This window comes from Streptomyces sp. NPDC007929 (assembly GCF_042959065.1).
Lineage (GTDB): Bacteria > Actinomycetota > Actinomycetes > Streptomycetales > Streptomycetaceae > Streptomyces.
Genome location: NZ_JBIBKD010000011.1, coordinates 157,344 through 175,874, shown reverse-complemented (window position 1 = coordinate 175,874; position 18,531 = coordinate 157,344). Strand labels below are relative to the sequence as shown.

Annotated in this window: 20 protein-coding genes; 13 read left to right on the top strand and 7 right to left on the bottom strand. The window is 73.4% G+C overall.

Annotation, left to right across the window (positions count from 1 at the left end):
• The first annotated feature begins 8 nt into the window (after positions 1-8).
• Positions 9-764, top strand: a complete 756-nt coding sequence (gene hisF, locus ACFZDE_RS32290; protein WP_391206013.1) for an imidazole glycerol phosphate synthase subunit HisF — start codon at positions 9-11, stop codon at positions 762-764.
• A 25-nt stretch (positions 765-789) separates the two neighbouring features.
• Here the strand turns inward: hisF and ACFZDE_RS32285 are convergent, their stop codons facing one another.
• A complete protein-coding gene (locus ACFZDE_RS32285) occupies positions 790-1,425 on the bottom strand; it encodes a TIGR03085 family metal-binding protein (RefSeq protein ID WP_391206010.1) in 636 nt (211 codons plus the stop codon).
• Between the two features lie 84 nt (positions 1,426-1,509).
• Here ACFZDE_RS32285 and hisI point away from each other — a divergent pair, with 84 nt between their 5' ends.
• The 11 genes from hisI (at position 1,510) to lgt (ending at position 10,348) form a co-directional block, all read left to right on the top strand.
• Positions 1,510-1,896, top strand: a complete 387-nt coding sequence (gene hisI / locus ACFZDE_RS32280; protein ID WP_391206007.1) for a phosphoribosyl-AMP cyclohydrolase — start codon at positions 1,510-1,512, stop codon at positions 1,894-1,896.
• An 11-nt stretch (positions 1,897-1,907) separates the two neighbouring features.
• The gene (locus ACFZDE_RS32275; protein WP_391002133.1) at positions 1,908-3,389 is read left to right on the top strand and encodes an anthranilate synthase component I; all 1,482 of its coding nucleotides are present in this window, start codon (positions 1,908-1,910) and stop codon (positions 3,387-3,389) included.
• 41 nt (positions 3,390-3,430) lie between these two features.
• A complete protein-coding gene (locus ACFZDE_RS32270) occupies positions 3,431-4,072 on the top strand; it encodes a TIGR02234 family membrane protein (protein WP_391206004.1) in 642 nt (213 codons plus the stop codon).
• A gap of 178 nt (positions 4,073-4,250) precedes the next feature.
• Positions 4,251-4,502 carry an HGxxPAAW family protein gene (locus ACFZDE_RS32265; protein WP_391002137.1) on the top strand — a complete coding sequence of 84 codons (252 nt, stop codon included), beginning with the start codon at positions 4,251-4,253 and terminating at the stop codon, positions 4,500-4,502.
• A gap of 97 nt (positions 4,503-4,599) precedes the next feature.
• Entirely contained in the window at positions 4,600-5,034 is a 435-nt protein-coding gene (locus ACFZDE_RS32260) for a DUF2752 domain-containing protein (RefSeq protein ID WP_391206001.1), read from the top strand.
• A gap of 141 nt (positions 5,035-5,175) precedes the next feature.
• Positions 5,176-5,985 carry an indole-3-glycerol phosphate synthase TrpC gene (gene trpC, locus ACFZDE_RS32255; protein WP_030848367.1) on the top strand — a complete coding sequence of 270 codons (810 nt, stop codon included), beginning with the start codon at positions 5,176-5,178 and terminating at the stop codon, positions 5,983-5,985.
• A 21-nt stretch (positions 5,986-6,006) separates the two neighbouring features.
• The gene (gene trpM, locus ACFZDE_RS32250) at positions 6,007-6,228 is read left to right on the top strand and encodes a tryptophan biosynthesis modulator TrpM (RefSeq protein WP_391002140.1); all 222 of its coding nucleotides are present in this window, start codon (positions 6,007-6,009) and stop codon (positions 6,226-6,228) included.
• Positions 6,229-6,289: 61 nt separating this feature from the next.
• The gene (trpB, locus tag ACFZDE_RS32245; protein WP_391205998.1) at positions 6,290-7,573 is read left to right on the top strand and encodes a tryptophan synthase subunit beta; all 1,284 of its coding nucleotides are present in this window, start codon (positions 6,290-6,292) and stop codon (positions 7,571-7,573) included.
• Positions 7,570-8,388, top strand: coding sequence for a tryptophan synthase subunit alpha (gene trpA / locus ACFZDE_RS32240; protein ID WP_391205995.1), 819 nt, complete (start codon positions 7,570-7,572; stop codon positions 8,386-8,388). Before trpB ends, trpA begins: the two co-directional genes overlap by 4 nt.
• A gap of 86 nt (positions 8,389-8,474) precedes the next feature.
• A complete protein-coding gene (locus tag ACFZDE_RS32235) occupies positions 8,475-9,251 on the top strand; it encodes a thioredoxin domain-containing protein (protein ID WP_391205992.1) in 777 nt (258 codons plus the stop codon).
• A gap of 83 nt (positions 9,252-9,334) precedes the next feature.
• The gene (gene lgt, locus ACFZDE_RS32230; protein ID WP_391205989.1) at positions 9,335-10,348 is read left to right on the top strand and encodes a prolipoprotein diacylglyceryl transferase; all 1,014 of its coding nucleotides are present in this window, start codon (positions 9,335-9,337) and stop codon (positions 10,346-10,348) included.
• A gap of 60 nt (positions 10,349-10,408) precedes the next feature.
• On the opposite strand, the gene ACFZDE_RS32225 is transcribed toward lgt, so the two are convergent.
• From ACFZDE_RS32225 to ACFZDE_RS32200, 6 genes are read right to left on the bottom strand one after another with little or no spacing between them, the layout of a single operon-like run.
• Positions 10,409-11,227: an aldolase/citrate lyase family protein gene (locus ACFZDE_RS32225; RefSeq protein ID WP_391205986.1), complete on the bottom strand. Its 819-nt coding sequence runs from the start codon at positions 11,225-11,227 to the stop codon at positions 10,409-10,411.
• On the bottom strand, positions 11,224-12,441 hold the full coding sequence (locus ACFZDE_RS32220) for a CoA transferase (RefSeq protein WP_391205983.1): 1,218 nt from the start codon (positions 12,439-12,441) through the stop codon (positions 11,224-11,226). The genes ACFZDE_RS32225 and ACFZDE_RS32220 overlap by 4 nt, the downstream gene beginning before the upstream one ends.
• Positions 12,438-13,796, bottom strand: a complete 1,359-nt coding sequence (locus ACFZDE_RS32215; RefSeq protein ID WP_391002154.1) for an ADP-ribosylglycohydrolase family protein — start codon at positions 13,794-13,796, stop codon at positions 12,438-12,440. Before ACFZDE_RS32215 ends, ACFZDE_RS32220 begins: the two co-directional genes overlap by 4 nt.
• A complete protein-coding gene (locus ACFZDE_RS32210) occupies positions 13,784-14,953 on the bottom strand; it encodes an ADP-ribosylglycohydrolase family protein (protein ID WP_391205980.1) in 1,170 nt (389 codons plus the stop codon). Before ACFZDE_RS32210 ends, ACFZDE_RS32215 begins: the two co-directional genes overlap by 13 nt.
• Positions 14,954-14,960: 7 nt before the next feature.
• Positions 14,961-16,394 (bottom strand): ADP-ribosylglycohydrolase family protein, encoded by a 1,434-nt coding sequence (locus tag ACFZDE_RS32205; protein WP_391205977.1) that lies wholly within the window; start codon positions 16,392-16,394, stop codon positions 14,961-14,963.
• Positions 16,292-17,326 carry an ADP-ribosylglycohydrolase family protein gene (locus tag ACFZDE_RS32200; RefSeq protein WP_391205974.1) on the bottom strand — a complete coding sequence of 345 codons (1,035 nt, stop codon included), beginning with the start codon at positions 17,324-17,326 and terminating at the stop codon, positions 16,292-16,294. Before ACFZDE_RS32200 ends, ACFZDE_RS32205 begins: the two co-directional genes overlap by 103 nt.
• A 216-nt stretch (positions 17,327-17,542) precedes the next feature.
• Between ACFZDE_RS32200 and ACFZDE_RS32195 the strand changes: the two genes are divergently transcribed.
• Positions 17,543-18,274 (top strand): VIT1/CCC1 transporter family protein, encoded by a 732-nt coding sequence (locus ACFZDE_RS32195; RefSeq protein ID WP_391002162.1) that lies wholly within the window; start codon positions 17,543-17,545, stop codon positions 18,272-18,274.
• Positions 18,275-18,531 lie beyond the last annotated feature (257 nt).

Genomic DNA, 18,531 nt, shown 5'->3' with positions numbered 1-18,531 from the left:
CGCGATCCATGACCCTGGCGGTCCGAGTCATCCCCTGCCTGGACGTGGACGACGGCCGGGTCGTCAAGGGCGTCAACTTCCAGAACCTGCGCGACGCGGGCGACCCCGTCGAGATGGCCAAGGTGTACGACGCCGAGGGCGCCGACGAGCTGACGTTCCTGGACATCACGGCCTCGTCGGGCAACCGCGAGACCACCTACGACGTGGTGCGCCGCACGGCCGAGCAGGTGTTCATCCCGCTCACGGTCGGCGGCGGCGTCCGCACCGCCGAGGACGTGGACAAGCTGCTGCGCGCCGGTGCCGACAAGGTCGGCGTGAACACCGCCGCCATCGCCCGGCCCGACCTGATCCGCGAGATCGCCGAGCGTTTCGGCCGCCAGGTCCTGGTCCTGTCGGTCGACGCCCGCCGCACCGGGTCGGGCTCCTTCGAGGTCACCACCCACGGCGGCCGCAAGGGCACCGGCATCGACGCCGTCGAGTGGGCCCACCGGGCCGCCGAACTGGGCGCCGGTGAGATCCTCCTCAACTCGATGGACGCCGACGGCACCAAGGACGGCTACGACCTGGAGATGATCCGGGCCGTACGGGGGCACGTCACGGTCCCGGTCATCGCCTCGGGCGGCGCCGGCCGGCTCGCCGACTTCCCCCCGGCCGTCGAGGCCGGAGCGGACGCGGTCCTGGCCGCCTCCGTCTTCCACTTCGGCGACCTGCGCATCGGCGAGGTCAAGGAGACGCTGCGGGGGGCGGGTCACCCGGTGCGGTGACCCCGCCTTCCCGCGCGGGCCTTCCTCAGATCCCGAGCTGCTTGGACTCGTGGAGCTTCGCGATCGCGTTCTCGTCGCCGTCCAGTTCGACCTTGGCCGCGCTCTGCCGGCCGTAGGTGAACAGGACCAGCTCGGACGGCTCGCCGGTCACCGTGACCACCGGGGTGCCGCGGTGCGCCACCGCCGTCTGCCCGTCGGGCCGGCGCAGCACCAGGCCCGTCGGGACACCGCGGCCCATCAGCCGGGCGCCGCGCTCCAGACGGGACCACAGGGCGTCCTGGAAGACCGGGTCGAGATCGCGCGGCGACCAGTCGGACTGGGCGCGCCGGACGTCCTCGGTGTGGACGTAGAACTCGATGATGTTCGACGCCTCGTCAACCGGCTTGAGGGAGAACGGCGAGAAGCGCGGCGGGCCCGTACGGATCAGCTGGATCAGCTCCTCGTACGGCTTGTCCGTGTACTCCGCCATCACCTTCTCCAGGCGCGGCGCGAGCTGCTTGATCAGTATCCCGCCGGCGGCGTCCGGGCGGCGCTCGCGCACCACCACGTGCGCGGCGAGGTCCCGGGTCGTCCAGCCCTCGCACAGAGTGGGCGCGTCCGGGCCCGCGGTCTCCAACAGATCGGCGAGGAGAAGCCGTTCACGCTTGGCATGGGTCGACATGCGGCCCAGCCTACGACCGGGGCGCGGGTCCGCCCAGTGGACACTCCACCTGCCCTGTCAGTGGCGCGCGGCACAATGGTCACCATGACCAGCACGCCCAGCCGCCTCGACCCGTCGATCGCCGCGCGCCTCAAGCGCAGCCCCGACGGACTCCTGCCCGCCATCGCCCAGCAGTACGACACCGGAGAGGTGCTGATGCTCGGCTGGATGGACGACGAGGCGCTGCACCGCACCCTGACCACCGGCCGGTGCACCTACTGGTCGCGCAGCCGCCGGGAGTACTGGGTCAAGGGCGACACCTCCGGCCACTTCCAGTGGGTGAAGTCCGTCGCGCTCGACTGCGACGCCGACACCGTCCTCGTCAAGGTCGACCAGGTCGGCGCCGCCTGCCACACCGGCGCGCGCACCTGCTTCGACGAGGACGTGCTCCTCAAGGACGGCGCTCCCGCCCCCTCCGCCACGGATCAGTAAGGTCAGCGGCCATGGACCTCGAGACCTTCCGCAAGCTCGCCACCGACCGGCGGGTCATCCCCGTCACCCGCAAGCTCCTCGCCGACGGCGACACCCCGGTCGCGCTCTACCGCAAGCTCGCCGCCGAACGCCCCGGCACCTTCCTGCTGGAATCCGCGGAGAACGGCCGCTCCTGGTCCCGGTACTCCTTCGTCGGCGTGCGCTCCGCCGCCACGCTGACCGCGCGCGACGGGCAGGCGCACTGGCTCGGCGCCCCGCCCGTCGGCGTCCCCACCGACGGCGACCCGCTCGCCGCTCTGCGCGCCACCATCGAGGCCCTGCACACACCCCACCAGGAGGGCATGCCGCCCTTCACCGGCGGCATGGTCGGCTACCTCGGCTACGACATCGTCCGCCGCCTGGAGAAGATCGGCCCCGGCGAGCGCGACGACCTGAAGCTGCCCGAGCTGACCATGCTCCTCACCAGCGACCTGGCCGTCATGGACCACTGGGAGGGCTCGGTCCTGCTGATCGCCAACGCGATCAACCACAACGACCTGGAGACCGGCGTCGACGAGGCCCACGCCGACGCCGTCGCCCGCCTCGACGCCATGGAGGCCGACCTCTCCCGCCCGGTCGCCCAGCCCCCGGCCGTCCTGCCGCCCTCCGAACTCCCCGAGTACACCGCGCTGTGGGGCGGCCCCGACTTCCAGGTGGCCGTCGAGGACATCAAGGAGCGCATCCGCGCAGGCGAGGCCTTCCAGGTGGTCCCCTCCCAGCGCTTCGAGACGCCGTGCACGGCGAGCGCGCTGGACGTCTACCGGGTCCTGCGGGCCACCAACCCGTCCCCGTACATGTACCTGTTCCGCTTCGACGGGTTCGACGTCGTCGGCTCGTCCCCGGAGGCCCTGGTCAAGGTCGAGGACGGCCGGGCCATGGTCCACCCCATCGCCGGAACCCGCTGGCGCGGCGCCACCCCGCAGGAGGACCAGGCCCTCGCGGAGGAACTGCTCGCCGACCCCAAGGAGCGCGCCGAGCACCTCATGCTCGTCGACCTCGGCCGCAACGACCTGGGGCGGGTCTGCGAGCCGGGCTCGGTCGAGGTGGTGGACTTCATGTCCGTCGAGCGGTACTCGCACGTCATGCACATCGTGTCGACGGTGACGGGCCGGGTGGCCGAGGGGCGCACCGCCTTCGACGTCCTCACCGCCTGCTTCCCGGCCGGCACCCTCTCCGGCGCCCCGAAGCCCCGCGCCATGCAGATCATCGACGAACTCGAACCCTCTCGCCGCGGCCTCTACGGCGGCTGCGTCGGCTACCTCGACTTCGCCGGCGACTCCGACACCGCCATCGCCATCCGCACCGCCCTGCTGCGCGACGGCACCGCCTATGTGCAGGCCGGGGCGGGCATCGTCGCCGACTCCGACCCGGTCGCCGAGGACACCGAGTGCCGCAACAAGGCGGCCGCGGTCCTGCGTGCCGTGCACACGGCGAACCGGCTGGGAAAGGCCTGAGATGAACCCCGGGTGACGGTTCGCCCGGGGTTCAGGCGATAGTGGGGTACGTGACTGCTGTACCGCACCCCCGTTCCGAAGCCCCCGGATCCGCCCGGGCCGGCCGCCTGAGCCTCGCCGTGGCGCTGCTCAGCGGCGCCCTCGGCGCCGCCGTGGCGCTGCTGGCCACCCGCCAGCAATGGTCGCAGGGCACCGCGACGGTGGCCGGTGGCGCCTTCCCCCTGACCGCCAAGGGCAGCGACGTCACGGGTGTTCCCGCGGCGCTCGCCATAGTGGGCCTCGCCGCGCTCGTCGCCGTGTTCGCCGTCCGCCGCGCCGGCCGCTTCGTCGTCTCCGCGCTGCTCGCGCTGTCCGGCGTCGGCATCGTCGCCGCGGCCCTGCTCGGCGCCTCCGACAGCGCCGCGCTCGACGAGCAGGCCGCCCAGGCCTCCGGCGACGCCTCGGCCTCCGTCGACGCCCTCAGCCACACCGCCTGGCCGTACGTCGCGGTCGTCGGCGGCGTCCTGATCCTCCTGGCCGGACTGCTGGCCCTGCGCTACGGCCGGCTGTGGCCCGCCATGTCCGGCCGCTACGAGCGCGGTACGACGCCCCAGCCGCGCCGCAAGGCCCCCGCCGTCGACCCCGACCGGCCCGAGGACCTGTGGAAGGCACTCGACCGCGGCGAGGACCCGACCGGGGCCTGACCCCACCCCGGGGGGAGCGGGCACCGGGGCCTGAGCCCACCCCGGGGGGAGCGGGCACCGGGGCCTGAGCCCACCTGGGGGAGCGCGGGAGCACCCCCGCTCACCCCGCGGGTGCGCGTGCGGGACAATGGCCCGGAGCGTCCTGCTCAGACACGCACACAGCAACGAGGAGCAAGCAATGGCGGGCAGCAGCCACGGTCACACCCCGGCCGCCTGGACCGGTGTCACGATCGCCTTCATCGGTTTCTGCGTCTCGGGCGCGTTCATGGTGCTGGACCAGCCGGTGGGCTTCTGGGCGGGCATGGTGGTCGTGCTGCTCGGCGGTGTCGTCGGCGGCATCATGCGGATGATGGGCCTCGGCCAGCCGAAGGAAGCGCACGAGCCGCACCAGACCACGGGCGACCGCGCACCGGCCGGCGCCGGGAGCTGACCCCCGCGGGCTCGGCCCGCGGAGAGCACGTCCTCACGTGAGGGGTGGCTACGGCACACGGGTGCCGGAACCGCCCCTCACGCGCGTGCGGGGCACAATGCATACCGTGAACGCCGAGAGCCGAAGGGTGACGCAGCGCGTCCCGAGCCGCCTGGCCGCCCCCGCCGGGGTGCTCGCGGCCGTCGCCGCCGCCTTCGCCTACGTGGGCGCCGTGGACCCCAACGAGCCCGGCCACTACCCCGTCTGCCCGCTGCTGCGCTTCACCGGCCTCTACTGCCCCGGCTGCGGCGGACTGCGCAGCGCGCACGCCTTCGTCCACGGGGACCTCCTCGCGGCGCTGCACGCCAACGCCCTCGCGACCCTCGGCTATCTGGCCTTCGCCGCGCTGTGGACCGTATGGGTGGTCCACGCGGTCCGCGGGCTCCCCTGGCGGATCGACCCGCGCCCGGGGCTGGTGGGGAGCATCGGAGCGTTGCTGCTGGTCTTCAGCGTTGTCCGGAACCTGCCCTTCGGTGGCTGGCTCCATCCTTGATCAACAGGCGGATGTCCAGGTAGTGGGATCAGGTGTCAACCGGATGTGAGGCCTACGCCCCGCTGCGGATACCATCGCAGTGACCATCGGTTTTTCGATCGGTCGCTGGAACTGTCAAGCGTCTGGAAGGGGGCCGCTCGCGTGAGTGTGCTCGACGAGATCATCGACGGAGTCCGTGCCGACCTCGCGGAGCGGCAGGCGCGCGTCAGCCTCGACGAGCTCAAGGAGCGCGCGGCGAAGGCTCCCGCGGCCAAGGACGGCGCGGCAGCGCTGCGCGGCGACGGTGTCAAGGTCATCTGCGAGGTCAAGCGCTCCAGCCCCTCCAAGGGCGCGCTGGCCGCGATCGCCGACCCGGCCGGACTCGCCGCGGACTACGAGGCGGGCGGCGCGGCCGTCATCTCCGTCCTCACCGAGGAGCGCCGCTTCGGCGGCTCGCTCGCCGACCTGGAGGCGGTTCGGGCCCGAGTGGACATCCCGGTCCTCCGCAAGGACTTCATCGTCACCTCGTACCAGCTGTGGGAGGCGCGCGCCTACGGCGCCGACGTCGTGCTGCTGATCGTCGCCGCCCTCGACCAGCCGGCCCTGGAGTCCCTCATCGAGCGCGCGGAGTCGATCGGGCTCACCCCGCTGGTCGAGGTGCACGACGAGGACGAGGTGGAGCGCGCGGTCGACGCCGGCGCCCGCGTGATCGGCGTCAACGCGCGCAACCTCAAGACCCTCGAGGTCGATCGCGGCACCTTCGAGCGGGTGGCGCCGGAGATCCCCGACCACATCATCAAGATCGCAGAGTCCGGCGTCCGCGGCCCGCACGACCTCATCGCGTACGCCAACGCCGGCGCCGACGCGGTGCTGGTCGGCGAGTCCCTGGTCACCGGCAAGGACCCGAGGACGGCGGTCTCGGACCTGGTGGCGGCCGGCGAGCACCCCGCACTCCGGCACGGCCGGAGCTGATCACCCGCTAGGCTTGCCCCGATGACTCCCACCCTGACGACCGTGGACCGGTACGCCCGCCTCGCGCGCGGCTGCCGCCCCCGAGGCTGCCGTGCGCCCGCGCGCCGCGTCCACGGCCGCCGCGTGAGGTACGTCATCGGTGACGAGCCCGGGCAGGTCAACGGCATGCGATGGCAGCGACGCCCTGCTTTTGGGGGCGCGGGGAACTGCGCGAACGGCCACAGCGGTCCCGCAGCCGACTGACAACCCTTGCCCCCACGGCGACTAGTGCATTCCACACACAACTCACCGTGAAGGTATCCGCATGCCCAGCCAGTTCTTCATCCCCGACCCCGAGGGTCAAACGCCCAACCCCGAAGGCTACTTCGGGGCCTTCGGCGGCAAGTTCATCCCCGAGGCCCTCGTCGCCGCCGTCGACGAGGTCGCCGTCGAGTACGACAAGGCCAAGCACGACCCCGAGTTCGCCAGGGAACTCGACGACCTCCTGGTCAACTACACCGGCCGCCCGTCGTCCCTCACCGAAGTTCCCCGGTTCGCCGCGGAAGCGGGAGGCGCCCGCGTCTTCCTGAAGCGGGAAGACCTCAACCACACCGGCTCCCACAAGATCAACAACGTCCTCGGCCAGGCCCTGCTCACCCAGCGCATGGGCAAGACCCGGGTCATCGCCGAGACGGGCGCCGGCCAGCACGGCGTCGCGACCGCCACGGCCTGCGCGCTGTTCGGCCTCGACTGCACCATCTACATGGGCGAGATCGACACACAGCGCCAGGCCCTCAACGTGGCCCGGATGCGCATGCTCGGCGCCGAGGTCATCGCCGTGAAGTCCGGCAGCCGCACGCTGAAGGACGCCATCAACGAGGCCTTCCGCGACTGGGTCGCCAACGTCGACCACACCCACTACCTCTTCGGCACCGTCGCAGGCCCGCACCCCTTCCCGGCCATGGTCCGCGACTTCCACCGGGTCATCGGCGTCGAGACCCGCCGCCAGCTCCTGGAGCGCGCCGGGCGCCTGCCCGACGCGGCCGTCGCCTGCGTCGGCGGCGGCTCCAACGCCATCGGCCTCTTCCACGCCTTCATCCCCGACACCGACGTCCGCCTCATCGGCTGCGAACCGGCCGGGCACGGCGTCGAGACCGGCGAGCACGCGGCCACCCTGACCGCCGGCGAGCCCGGCATCCTGCACGGCTCCCGCTCCTACGTCCTCCAGGACGACGAGGGCCAGATCACCGAGCCGTACTCCATCTCGGCCGGTCTGGACTACCCGGGCATCGGCCCGGAGCACTCCTACCTGAAGGACTCCGGCCGCGGCGAGTACCGCGCGGTCACCGACGACGCCGCGATGCAGGCCCTGCGCCTGCTGTCGCGCACCGAGGGCATCATCCCGGCCATCGAGAGCGCCCACGCGCTGGCCGGCGCCCTGGAGGTCGGCAGGGAACTCGGCAAGGACGGGCTGATCGTGGTCAACCTGTCCGGCCGCGGCGACAAGGACATGGACACCGCCGCGCGCTACTTCGGCCTGTACGACACCGACGCCGAGGTCGCCGAGGACGCCTCCGGCACCGCCGAGATCGAGGGGGACGCCAAGTGAACGGCAACATCAGGCTGTTGAGCGACACCCTCGCCGCGGCGAAGTCCGAGGGCCGCTCCGCCCTCATCGCCTACCTCCCGGCCGGGTTCCCGACCGTGGACGGCGGCATCGAGGCCATCAAGGCCGTCATCGACGGCGGCGCCGACGTCGTCGAGGTGGGCCTGCCGCACAGCGACCCCGTCCTCGACGGCCCGGTCATCCAGACCGCCGACGACATCGCCCTGCGCGGCGGAGTGAAGATCGCCGACGTGATGCGCACGGTCCGCGAGACGCACGCCGCCACCGGCAAGCCGATCCTCGTCATGACGTACTGGAACCCCATCGACCGCTACGGCGTCGAGCGGTTCACCGCCGAGCTCGCCGAGGCGGGCGGCGCCGGGTGCATCCTGCCCGACCTGCCCGTGCAGGAGTCGGCGCTGTGGAGGGAGCACGCGGACAAGCACGGTCTCGCCACCGTCTTCGTCGTCGCCCCCAGCAGCAAGGACCAGCGGCTCGCGCAGATCACCGCGGCGGGCAGCGGCTTCGTCTACGCCGCCTCCCTCATGGGCGTCACCGGCACCCGCGCCAGCGTCAGCAACCAGGCCCAGGACCTGGTGGAACGCACCCGGGCCACGGGGACGGACCTGCCGGTCTGCGTCGGGCTCGGTGTCTCCACCCCCGCCCAGGCGGCCGAGGTCGCGGGCTTCGCCGACGGTGTGATCGTCGGCTCGGCCTTCGTCAAGGCCATGCTGGACGCCCCGGACGACGCCGCCGGTGTCGAGGCCGTGCGCGCACTCGCCGCTGACCTCGCCCAGGGCGTGCGCGGACAGGCGTAACCACGCCGGAAGTCATACAGGTCCCTCGTACGGGTGGACCTGGGGCCGGGGAGGCGCGCTGCGCCTCCCCGGTTCGTTTCCGGGGTGTGAGCGAGAAGAACCGTGAGGGAAAGCGCACCGCCCGGGAGAAGCTGGCGGCCGAGCGCGAGAAGCAGAAGTCCGCGGACAAGCGCCGGCGTGCGCTGATCGTGGGCGGTGCCGTCGTCGCCGTCCTGGGACTCGCGGCGGTGATCGGCGTCGTCGCGGCCAACGCCGGCAAGGACGACGACAGCGAGGCCTCGGGCCCGGTCGTGGCGCCCTCGGGGGCCCAGGGCAAGGACAGCCTGGCCATCCCGGTCGGCAAGGACAGCGCCAAGTCCACGCTCACGGTGTGGGAGGACTTCCGCTGCCCGGCCTGCAAGTCCTTCGAGACGGCGTACCGGCCGGTGATCCAGGAGCTGACGGAGGCCGGTGAGCTGAAGGTGGAGTACCACCTGGTCACCCTCATCGACGGCAACATGCGCGGCACCGGCTCCCGCAACGCGGCCAACGCCGCGGCCTGCGCCCAGGACGCCGGAAAGTTCCCCGCGTACCACGACGTGCTCTTCGACAACCAGCCCCCGGAGGTCGACGACGCCTACGCGGACAACGCCAAGCTGATCGAGCTGGCCGGCAAGGTCGACGGCCTGGACACCCCCGCCTTCCGCACCTGCGTCGAGAAGGGCACGCACAACGGCTGGGTCGCCAAGTCCCATCAGGCCTTCAACAAGGGCGGCTTCTCGGGCACGCCGACCGTGCTGTTCGACGGCAAGAACATCTACCAGGACCGGACGATGACCCCGGCCAAGCTGAAGCAGATGGTCCAGGAGGCGAACAAGGAGTAAGGGTCTTCTCACGCCCCCGTTATGGACCCGTAGCCGGGCTGCCCGCCGCGGGCCCGGTGCGGCACGGTAGCGTCGACCTTGCCATGGAACTTGCCTTCATTCCCAGCCCGTCACGCGGGGTGCTGTACCTCGGCCCCATTCCGCTGCGCGGCTACGCGTTCTGCATCATCATCGGCGTCTTCATCGCGGTCTGGCTCGGCAACAAGCGCTGGATCGCCCGGGGCGGGCGGGCCGGCGCGGTGGCCGACATCGCCGTCTGGGCCGTGCCCTTCGGTCTCGTCGGCGGCCGCCTCTACCACGTGATCACGGACTACGAGCTGTACTTCAGCGAGGGCCGTGACTGGGTGGACGCCTTCAAGATCTGGGAGGGCGGCCTCGGCATCTGGGGCGCGATCGCGCTGGGCGCGCTGGGCGCGTGGATCGGCTGCCGCCGCCGCGGCATCCCGATGCCCGCCTACGCCGACGCCGTCGCCCCGGGCATCGCCTTCGCGCAGGCCATCGGCCGCTGGGGCAACTGGTTCAACCAGGAGCTGTACGGCAAGCCCACCGATCTGCCGTGGGCCCTGGAGATCACCTCCTCGTCGGACGGGCGGGTGCCGGGCACCTACCACCCGACGTTCCTCTACGAGTCGCTGTGGTGCATCGGGGTGGCGCTCCTCGTCATCTGGGCGGACCGCCGCTTCCGCCTCGGACACGGCCGGGCGTTCGCGCTGTACGTCGCCGCGTACTGCACGGGCCGGGCGTGGATCGAGTACATGCGCGTCGACGACGCCCACCACGTCCTCGGGCTCCGGCTGAACGTCTGGACCGCGATCCTGGTGTTCCTGCTCGCGGTGACCTACCTGGTGGTGTCGTCCAGGAAGCGGCCCGGGCGCGAGGAAGTCGTGGAGCCGGGTGCCGAGGCCTCCGGTGACGGCGCCGCCGACGCCCAGAAGTCCGAGCGCGCCGCCGAGGACGACGAGGTCGCGGACGACAAGGCCACGGACGACAAGGCCACGGGCAAGAGCGCGGACAAGGCCGAGGCCGAGACGGAGGCCGCCGGTAAGACCGGGGCCGACGCCGCCAAGGACGAGGCCGGGTCGGGGAAGAAGACCTGACCGCAGACCGCGGATGACAGGCCGAGAGCGCCCGGGAATCTCCCGGGCGCTCTCGGCGTATCAGCGCCGGCGCGCCAGGGACAGGGTGCGCTGGGCCGCCGTCACCACCGCCGCGTCGACGAAGCGGCCGTCCGGCAGGGCCTGGGCGCCCTGGTCCGTGGCGGCCGCCTTGAGCACCGTCTCCGCCTGCTCGATCTCCGCCTCGGTGGGCAGATAGGCGCGTTCGATCACCGGGAGCTGGCGGGGGTGGATCGCGGCCCGGCCGAGGAACCCCAGGGCACGGCCGTGGGCGCAGGAGGCCGCCAGGGCGTCCAGGTCGCGGGTGTCGGGGTGGACGGACTGCGGCGGCGGGGGCAGTCCGGCGGCCCGGGCCGCCACGACCACTCGGGAGCGGGACCAGTCGAGTCCGCTGTCGTCGCGCACCCCGAGGTCGGCCCGTAGATCGGTCTCGCCGAGTGCGATGCCGCGCAGATGCGGATGGGCACCGGCGATGGCGTAGGCCTGCTCCACGGCGAGGGCCGTCTCCAGCAGGGCGTACAGGTCGGTCCGGGCGGCTCGGCGGGCCACTCGGGCGACCTCGGCGGGTGAGCGGATCTTGGCGAGGCGCAGGCCCGAGAGCCCGGCCGCCGGAGACAGGGCCGCGATGTCGTGCTCGCCCCAGGGGCTGTCCAGGGCGTTGACGCGGACATGGACCGGGACGGGCGGTGGGTGGGCGAGCAGCTCGGCGGTGGCGGCCCGGGCGTACTCCTTGCGGTCACAGGGGACCGCGTCCTCCAGGTCGACGACCACGACATCGGCACCCGAGGCCAGGGCCTTCGCGACCACCTGCGGCCGGTCACCCGGGGCGTAGAGCCAGGTCAGCGGGTACTGCGCCGTCACAGGGCGCCCTCCGCGCGCAGCGCGCCGACGTCCTGCGGGGTCAGGCCCAGCTCGGTCAGGATCTCCTCGGTGTCGGCGCCGTGCGGGCGGCCGGCCCAGCGGATCGAGCCGGGCGTGGCGGAGAGCCGGAAGAGGACGTTCTGCATGCGCAGCGGGCCCAGTTCGGGATCGTCGACGGTGGTGATGGTGCCCAGGGCCTGGTACTGCGGGTCCGCCATCACATCGCGCACGTCCTGGACCGGGGCGACCGCCGCCTCGGCCTTCTCGAAGGCGGCCAGGACGTCGGTGCGGGTGCGCGCCGCGATCCAGCCGCCGACCGCCTCGTCCAGGACGTCGGCGTGCCGGGCGCGCTCGGCGCCCGAGGCGAACCAGGGCTCGTCGATCAGCTCCGGGCGGCCGACCAGGCGCAGCACGCGTTCCGCGACCGACTGGGCCGAGGTGGAGACGGCGACCCAGGTGCCGTCGGCGGTGCGGTAGACGCCGCGCGGTGCGTTGTTGGGGGAGCGGTTGCCGGTGCGGGGCTGGACGTGGCCGAGCTGGTCGTACCAGAGGGGCTGGGGGCCGAGGGCGGCCAGGATCGGCTCGATCAGCGCCATGTCGACGACCTGGCCCTCGCCGGTGTGCGCGCGGGCGGCCAGCGCCGTCATCACCGCGTACGCCGTCGTCAGGCCCGCGATGGAGTCGGCCAGGCCGAACGGCGGGAGGGTCGGGGGCGAGCCCGGCTCGCCGGTGATCGCGGCGAAGCCGCTCATGGCCTCGGCCAGGGTGCCGAAGCCGGGGCGGTGCGCGTAGGGCCCGAACTGGCCGAAGCCGGTGACGCGGGCCAGGACCAGGCGGGGGTTGACGGCCGACAGCTCCGGCCAGCCCAGGTCCCACTTCTCCAGGGTGCCGGGGCGGAAGTTCTCGATGATCACGTCGGTGCCCGCGGCCAGGCGCAGCAGGGTGGCGCGACCACCGGGCTTGGACAGGTCCAGCGTCATGGTCCGCTTGTTGCGGCCGAGCATCTTCCACCACAGGCCCACGCCGTCCTTGGACGGGCCGTGGCCGCGGGAGGGGTCGGGCTTGTCCGGGTGCTCGATCTTGACGACCTCGGCGCCGAAGTCGCCGAGCAGGGTGGCGGCCATCGGGCCGGCGAAGAGGGTGGCGAGGTCGAGGACGCGCAGGCCGGTCAGGGGCGCGGGCACGGGCGTGGACGTGGGCAGGGACGCGGTCATGGGCGGGGGACCTCCCGGTGTGTGAGGTGGGCGAGGGTGTCGAAGCCGACGCCGTCGAAGTCGCCGATGGAGGTGGTCAGCCGGTTCTTCAGGGGCGCCGTCCAGCGGCCGGGGAGCGCGCCGGGGTGCCCGGCCAGCAGTCCGGCGACCGAGCCGGCCGTGGCGCCGTTGGAGTCGGTGTCCCAGCCGCCGCCGACCGCACGGCAGATGGAGCCGGTGAAGTCGCCGTCCGCGTGGGTTAGCGCGGCGGCGATCAGGGCGGTGTTGGGTACGGCGTGCACCCAGTGGGTGCCGGTGTGGCTCGCGTGGAGCGCGTCGACGACGGTGTCGAAGTCCGTGTGCTCGTGCGCGAGCCGCACGGCGTGCCGGACGGCCCGGGCCAGTCGGGAGCGTGGCGGGACGACGGTGAGACCGGTGCGCAGACAGCTGTGGACGTCGTGGTCGCCGGTCGCCGCCGTGGCGATGACGGCCGCCGTGAACATCGCCGCGTAGACGCCGTTGGCGGTGTGCGTGAGGGTCGCGTCCCGGTGGGCCTGCTCGGCGGCCGCGGCCGGGTCGCCGGGGTTGGTCCAGCCGTGGACGTCCGCGCGGATCAGGGCGCCGATCCATTCGCGGAACGGGTTGCGGTGGCGGGCCGTGTGCGGGGGCTCCAGGCCGCACAGGAGGTTGCGGTAGGCGATGCGTTCGGCGGTGAAGGTGCGGCCGGCGGGGAGCTCGTCGAGCCAGGTGCGGGCCACGTCCGTGGTGGTGAACGTCCGGCCGTGGCGTTGCAGCAGGACGAGGTTGACCAGGGGGTAGTTGAGGTCGTCGTCCTCGGGCATGCCGTCGATGTTCTCGGCGAGGGAGGTGGGCGCCGAGCGGCGGTTCCAGGGGTACCGGTCGAGCAGTTCCCGCGGGACGCCCCGGGCGGTGAACCAGGTGCTGAGGGGCCAGTTGCCGGTGGCGCGGGCGAGACTGCGGATGGCGTCGAGGGGGAGCTTCTCGACCGGTTTGCCGAGGAGGCAGCCGGTGGCGCGGCCGAGCCAGGCGGCCTCCAGGGCGAGCGGGGTGGTGGCCGGGGCGCCGACCGGCCGCGGCCAGTCGGGGCAGGCGGAGCGGATCCTGTCCAGGGCGGTGGGTTCGTCGTCCGCCAGCGCGCTCGGGAGATCGGCCAGTTCGTCCAGGAGGTCTTCCGCCAGCCGGCGCAGGTAGCGGGAGGCCGGGGCGGGGGACGCGCCCGCGCCGGCCGGGGCGTCGGGACCGCCCGCCGCCCGCCAGCGGGCCGCGACCGCCTTGGGCGCGCGGCCGTCCTCGGCCGCCTGGCGCAGCTCGTGGCCGAGCAGGTCCTCCGGCTGGACCCAGGTCAGTCGGAGCATGCCGGGCCTCCGAGGGAGGCGAAGGCCCGCTCGTGGGCGCGGCGGCGGGCCACGTCCCGGTCGAAGACCTCGCGTGTCACGGCGGTGAGGGTGGCCGCCGGTTCCCACAGGTCCAGGCGGCTGGCCTCGGCGACCGTCTTGGCCCAGTCCTCCGGGACCGGTGCGCCCAGGGCCCCGGCCACGGCTCCGGCCATCGTGGCGATGGAGTCGCAGTCGCGGCCGTAGTTCACCGCGCCGAGCACCGCGTGACGGTAGTCGCCGCGCGCCACGAGCACCATGCCCAGCGCGACGGGCAGTTCCTCGATCGCGTGCAGCCGGGACGGGCGGCGGGCGCCGAGCGAAGGGGCCCGGTAGTCGGGGCCGACCGTGTCGTACGGGGTCACCGCCTCGCGCAGCGGGCCCAGCGCCGACTCGAAGTCCGTGTGGCGGGCCGCCTCCTCGCAGACCCGCTCGATGGCGGCCCGGGTGCCGTCCTTGGCGAGGGCGAGGCACGCCGAGACGACCGAGTCCGGGGTCGCGCCGGGGGTGCACGCCGCCGCCACCGCCGCGGCCAGGACCCCGGCCGCCTCCCGGCCGTACGACGACTGGTGCGCGCCGGCGATGTCGAGGGCCTCGGCGTACGCCGCCCGCGGGTCGGCCGCGTTGACCAGGCCGACCGGGGCCATGTACATCGCCGCGCCACAGTTGACGATGTTGCCTGTGCCGGCCTCGCGCGGGTCGGCGTGGCCGTAGTGGATCCTCGTCACCAGCCATTTCTCCGCCAGGAAGATCCGCTGGAGGGGGAGGGCCTCGCTCTCGAGTTCCGGGATCCAGCGCGGCTCGGTCATCAGGTCCGGGACCAGGTGGTCGGCGACGGAGTAGGCGTCGAGGTGGTCGCGGACCCGGGCGTAGACGCGGATCAGGGCGTGGGTCATCAGGGTGTCGTCGGTGACGTGGCCGTCGCCCTTGTGGTACGGGGCGAGGGGGCGGGCCGTGCGCCAGTCGTCGCCGTGCCAGGGGCCGACGATGCCGTGGACGCGGCCGCCGTGGCGCTGAAGGATCTGCTCGGGGGAGTAGCCCTCGACGGGGCCGCCGAGCGCGTCGCCGACGGCCGCGCCGACCAGGGCCGCTGTGATCCGCTCGTCCAGTGGGGTGTTTTGGGGGGTTTTGGGCTGCATGGCCGCATCATCCACCCGGGCGGGCCGGTCGCACCGCTTCCAGGAGGTCGGCGAGTTCCACTAGGTCCGTGCCGGTGAGGCGGGGCAGGACGCAGCCGGAGAGGGTGCGGCAGGTCTCCCGCCAGGAGGCGGGGATCGACGCGCCGCCGCCCAGCGCGCCGGTGAGGGCGCCCGCCAGGGCCGGTGCGGAGTCCGCGACGCGGGACAGGCAGGCCGCGGCCGGGATCGCCTCCGCGATGCGGCCGCGGGCCGCGGTGGCCAGGGCGAGGGCGACCGGGACCGTCTCCGCGGCGGCGATGCCGTAGCTGTAGACGTGGTCGACGATCTGGTGCTCCAGGGGTGGGACGAGCGCGAAGGCACTGTCCGCGGCGGTGGCGAGGGTCAGGGCCTGCCGGGCGTTGCGGCCGATCTCCGTCTTCTCGGGGAGCTCGGCGAGGGCCGCGGTGACGCAGGCGCCGACGTCCGCTCCGGCCAGGGCGAGGGCGAGGGCGGCCGCCATCGCGCGGGCGCCGTGGACGCCGTCGCCGTCCTGGGTGTAGCGGGCGTCGAACTCGGCGAGGTCGGCGGCGCCGCGGGGGTCGCCGGGGTGGGCCACGGCCAGGACGCAGGCGCGTACGCAGGCGGCGTCGTCGAAGTAGTGCGGGTTGTCGTGGCCGGTGGCGGGTGGACGCAGCCCGGTGGCGAGGTTGCCGAGGCCGGCGCGGACGGAGATGCGGGCGCGCAGGGGGAGTACGGCCGACTCGATCTCGGGGGCGCGGTGCGCCGCGGCGGCGACCTCGGCGGCCAGGGCGTTCCAGGTGAGGTCGATGGCGGCTCGGGTGCGGCGTTCGCGGCTGAGGTCGTCTCGGACGGTGTCGTCGCCGGCGCGCAGGAGGGCCTCCGCGGCGAAGGCTGCCCACTCGGCGTCGTCGGACGGGCCGAGGCGGAGGGGTTCGGGGGGCTGGTTCAGGGCGATGGGGACGGGGAGGGTGGTCGTGGCGTTCTGTTCGGCGAAGGTGTCGAGTTCGCGGGTGAGGCGGCGGGTCCAGTCGGGCATGCGGGCGGCTCGGTGGCGGGCGGCGGGCCAGCCGGCGGCGTCGCCGGCGGCGAGTCCCAGCAGGAGGCCTTCGGCCCGTCTTGTGGCCTCGGCTTCGCCTTCGGCCCTGTGGTCTCCCGCCCGCGCACCGCCCGTGACTGTCACCTGAGGGGCCCTGGTCTCCCGTGGGGCGCGTTCGCCGTCGGCGGGTGCGGGGGATTCGTGTGGTGTCGGGGCGCGTTCGGCGTCGGCGGGTAGGGGTGGGGGTGGGTTCTGCGGGGTCGGGGTGCGTTCGCCGTCGGCGGGTGCGGGTGCGTGCGTGGTCACGAGGGTCCCTCCGTTCCGTCGCCCGCCAGGACGAAGTCCGTCGGTGTCAGCAGGTCCGCCACGTCCAGGACGTGGTAGCCCGCCATGGCTGGGAGGCATCTGCCGAGGACCGGGCCGATGGGGGTCGTCCAGCGCTCGGGGATCGAGGAGACTGCGCGGGTCGCTCCTGCCAGGGCCCCGGCCACCGCCGCTGTCGTGTCCGCGTCGCGGCCCATGTTCACCGCGGTCAGGACGGACTGCTCGAAGTCGCCGTCGGCCGCCGCGTACGCGCCGAAGGCGAGGGCGACCGCCTCGGGGGCCAGGTCGGTCCAGGGGTAGCCGCCGATGACGACCGCGGAGCGCACCGCGCGTTCGCCGCGGTGGGCGACCGCCACCGCGCGGCGCAGGCTGCGGGCCGTCCAGGAGTCGTCGGGGACGACCGCGAGGGCCGCGGCCACGACCGCGGTCGGCGGCGCGCCGGCCATCGCCGCCGCGACACCCGCCGCCACCGCCTGGCCGCCGTAGATGCCCTCGCCGTCGTGGCTCACCGAACCGTCGATCGCGACCAGCCGAGCCGCCTCCGCCGGACGGCCCGCCGCGAACACCCCGAAGGGCGCCGCCCGCATGGCCAGGCCGTCGCTCCAGGCGTGCCGGTGCTGCGCGGAGATCGGGGCGGCCAGCCCCCGCCGGAGGTTCTCCAGCGTGCCCCGTTCGCTGAACCCGGCGCCCCGGAAGGGGCCCTCGTCGCGGTCGGCGATCCACTCGTGCCAGGCCGCCTCCACATGGGCCGGGGTGAGCGCGGAGCCGTGCCGGGCCAGCAGGAGGCCGGAGAAGATCGCGTACTCGGTGTCGTCCGTGCCCGCCGGACGCTCGGCGACGTAGCCGGTGATCCTGCCCCACCGGGCGCGGATCTCGGAGGGCTTCAGGTTCTCCGCCGGAGCCCCGAGGGCGTCTCCGACGGCCAGGCCCAGCAGTGCGCCGCGGGCGCGTGCGCGCAGTCCGGCGGCGTCCCCGGGCGCCGGGACGGAGGGGATGCAGGCGATCGATGCCATACGGCATGTGTCCCACTCCGGTTGCTCCGCCGAGCCTCACGCGCCCCAGCATCACCCGGTCGACATCTGTGCGCACTGATGATCAAGTGAGCACGAAAGGGCAAAACCGCAGGTTAGCGCAGCCTTTCCTTGCTGGCGAGGAAGGAATCCGGGGCGTATTTTTGGTGTTGTAAAACTCTGGAACATGTCCAAAGACGGGGAGTGGGGTTCCTTTCCATGGCCATCATCGACACCGAGGCGACGCTGCACGAGGCGCACCGGGACAACCACACGCACCGGGACGTGAACGGCGGCTGGCTGCGCCCCGCGGTGTTCGGCGCGATGGACGGCCTCGTCTCCAACCTCGCCCTGATGACCGGCGTCGCGGGCGGAGCGGTCGGCCAGCACACCGTGGTCATCAGCGGCCTCGCGGGGCTGGCCGCCGGCGCCTTCTCCATGGCCGCCGGCGAGTACACCTCCGTCGCCTCGCAGCGCGAGCTCGTCGAGGCCGAGCTGGACGTGGAGCGGCGCCAGCTGCGCAAGCACCCCGCGGACGAGGAGGCCGAGCTCGCCGCGCTCTACGAGTCCAGGGGCGTGGAGCCGCGCCTGGCCCGCGAGGTCGCCCGGCAGCTGTCGAAGGACCCCGAGCAGGCTCTGGAGATCCATGCCCGGGAGGAACTGGGCATCGACCCCGGCGATCTGCCCTCGCCGACCGTGGCCGCGGTGTCCAGCTTCGGCTCCTTCGCGCTGGGCGCGCTGATCCCCGTCGCGCCCTATCTGCTGGGGGCGAGCAGCATCTGGCCGGCCGTTCTGCTGGCGCTGCTCGGGCTGTTCCTGTGCGGTGCGGTGGTTGCCAAGGTGACGGCTCGCACCTGGTGGTACAGCGGGCTTCGGCAGCTCCTCCTGGGAGGCGCGGCGGCCGGTGTGACGTACGCCCTGGGCACCCTGTTCGGAACGGCCGTAGGATAGCTCGACCCGGACCTATGCAAGGGACTGCATAGGTAGTCGTTACTCGTTGGTTTCGGAGGCACAGCCACCGGGCATGAGCCGTAAGCGCTGCGGGCAACGACGCTCGCCGCGCACCCCTGGCGGGGTGGGCGAAGACGCCCGTCCCGCTCCCCGGGCCGATGGACACCGATCTGACCCGATCGTTCCGTGCGGTCCCCCCATAGCCTCCACCGCGGTGCGGAACCCCCGCCGTACACCCGCGGTGTCCGCATGCTGGA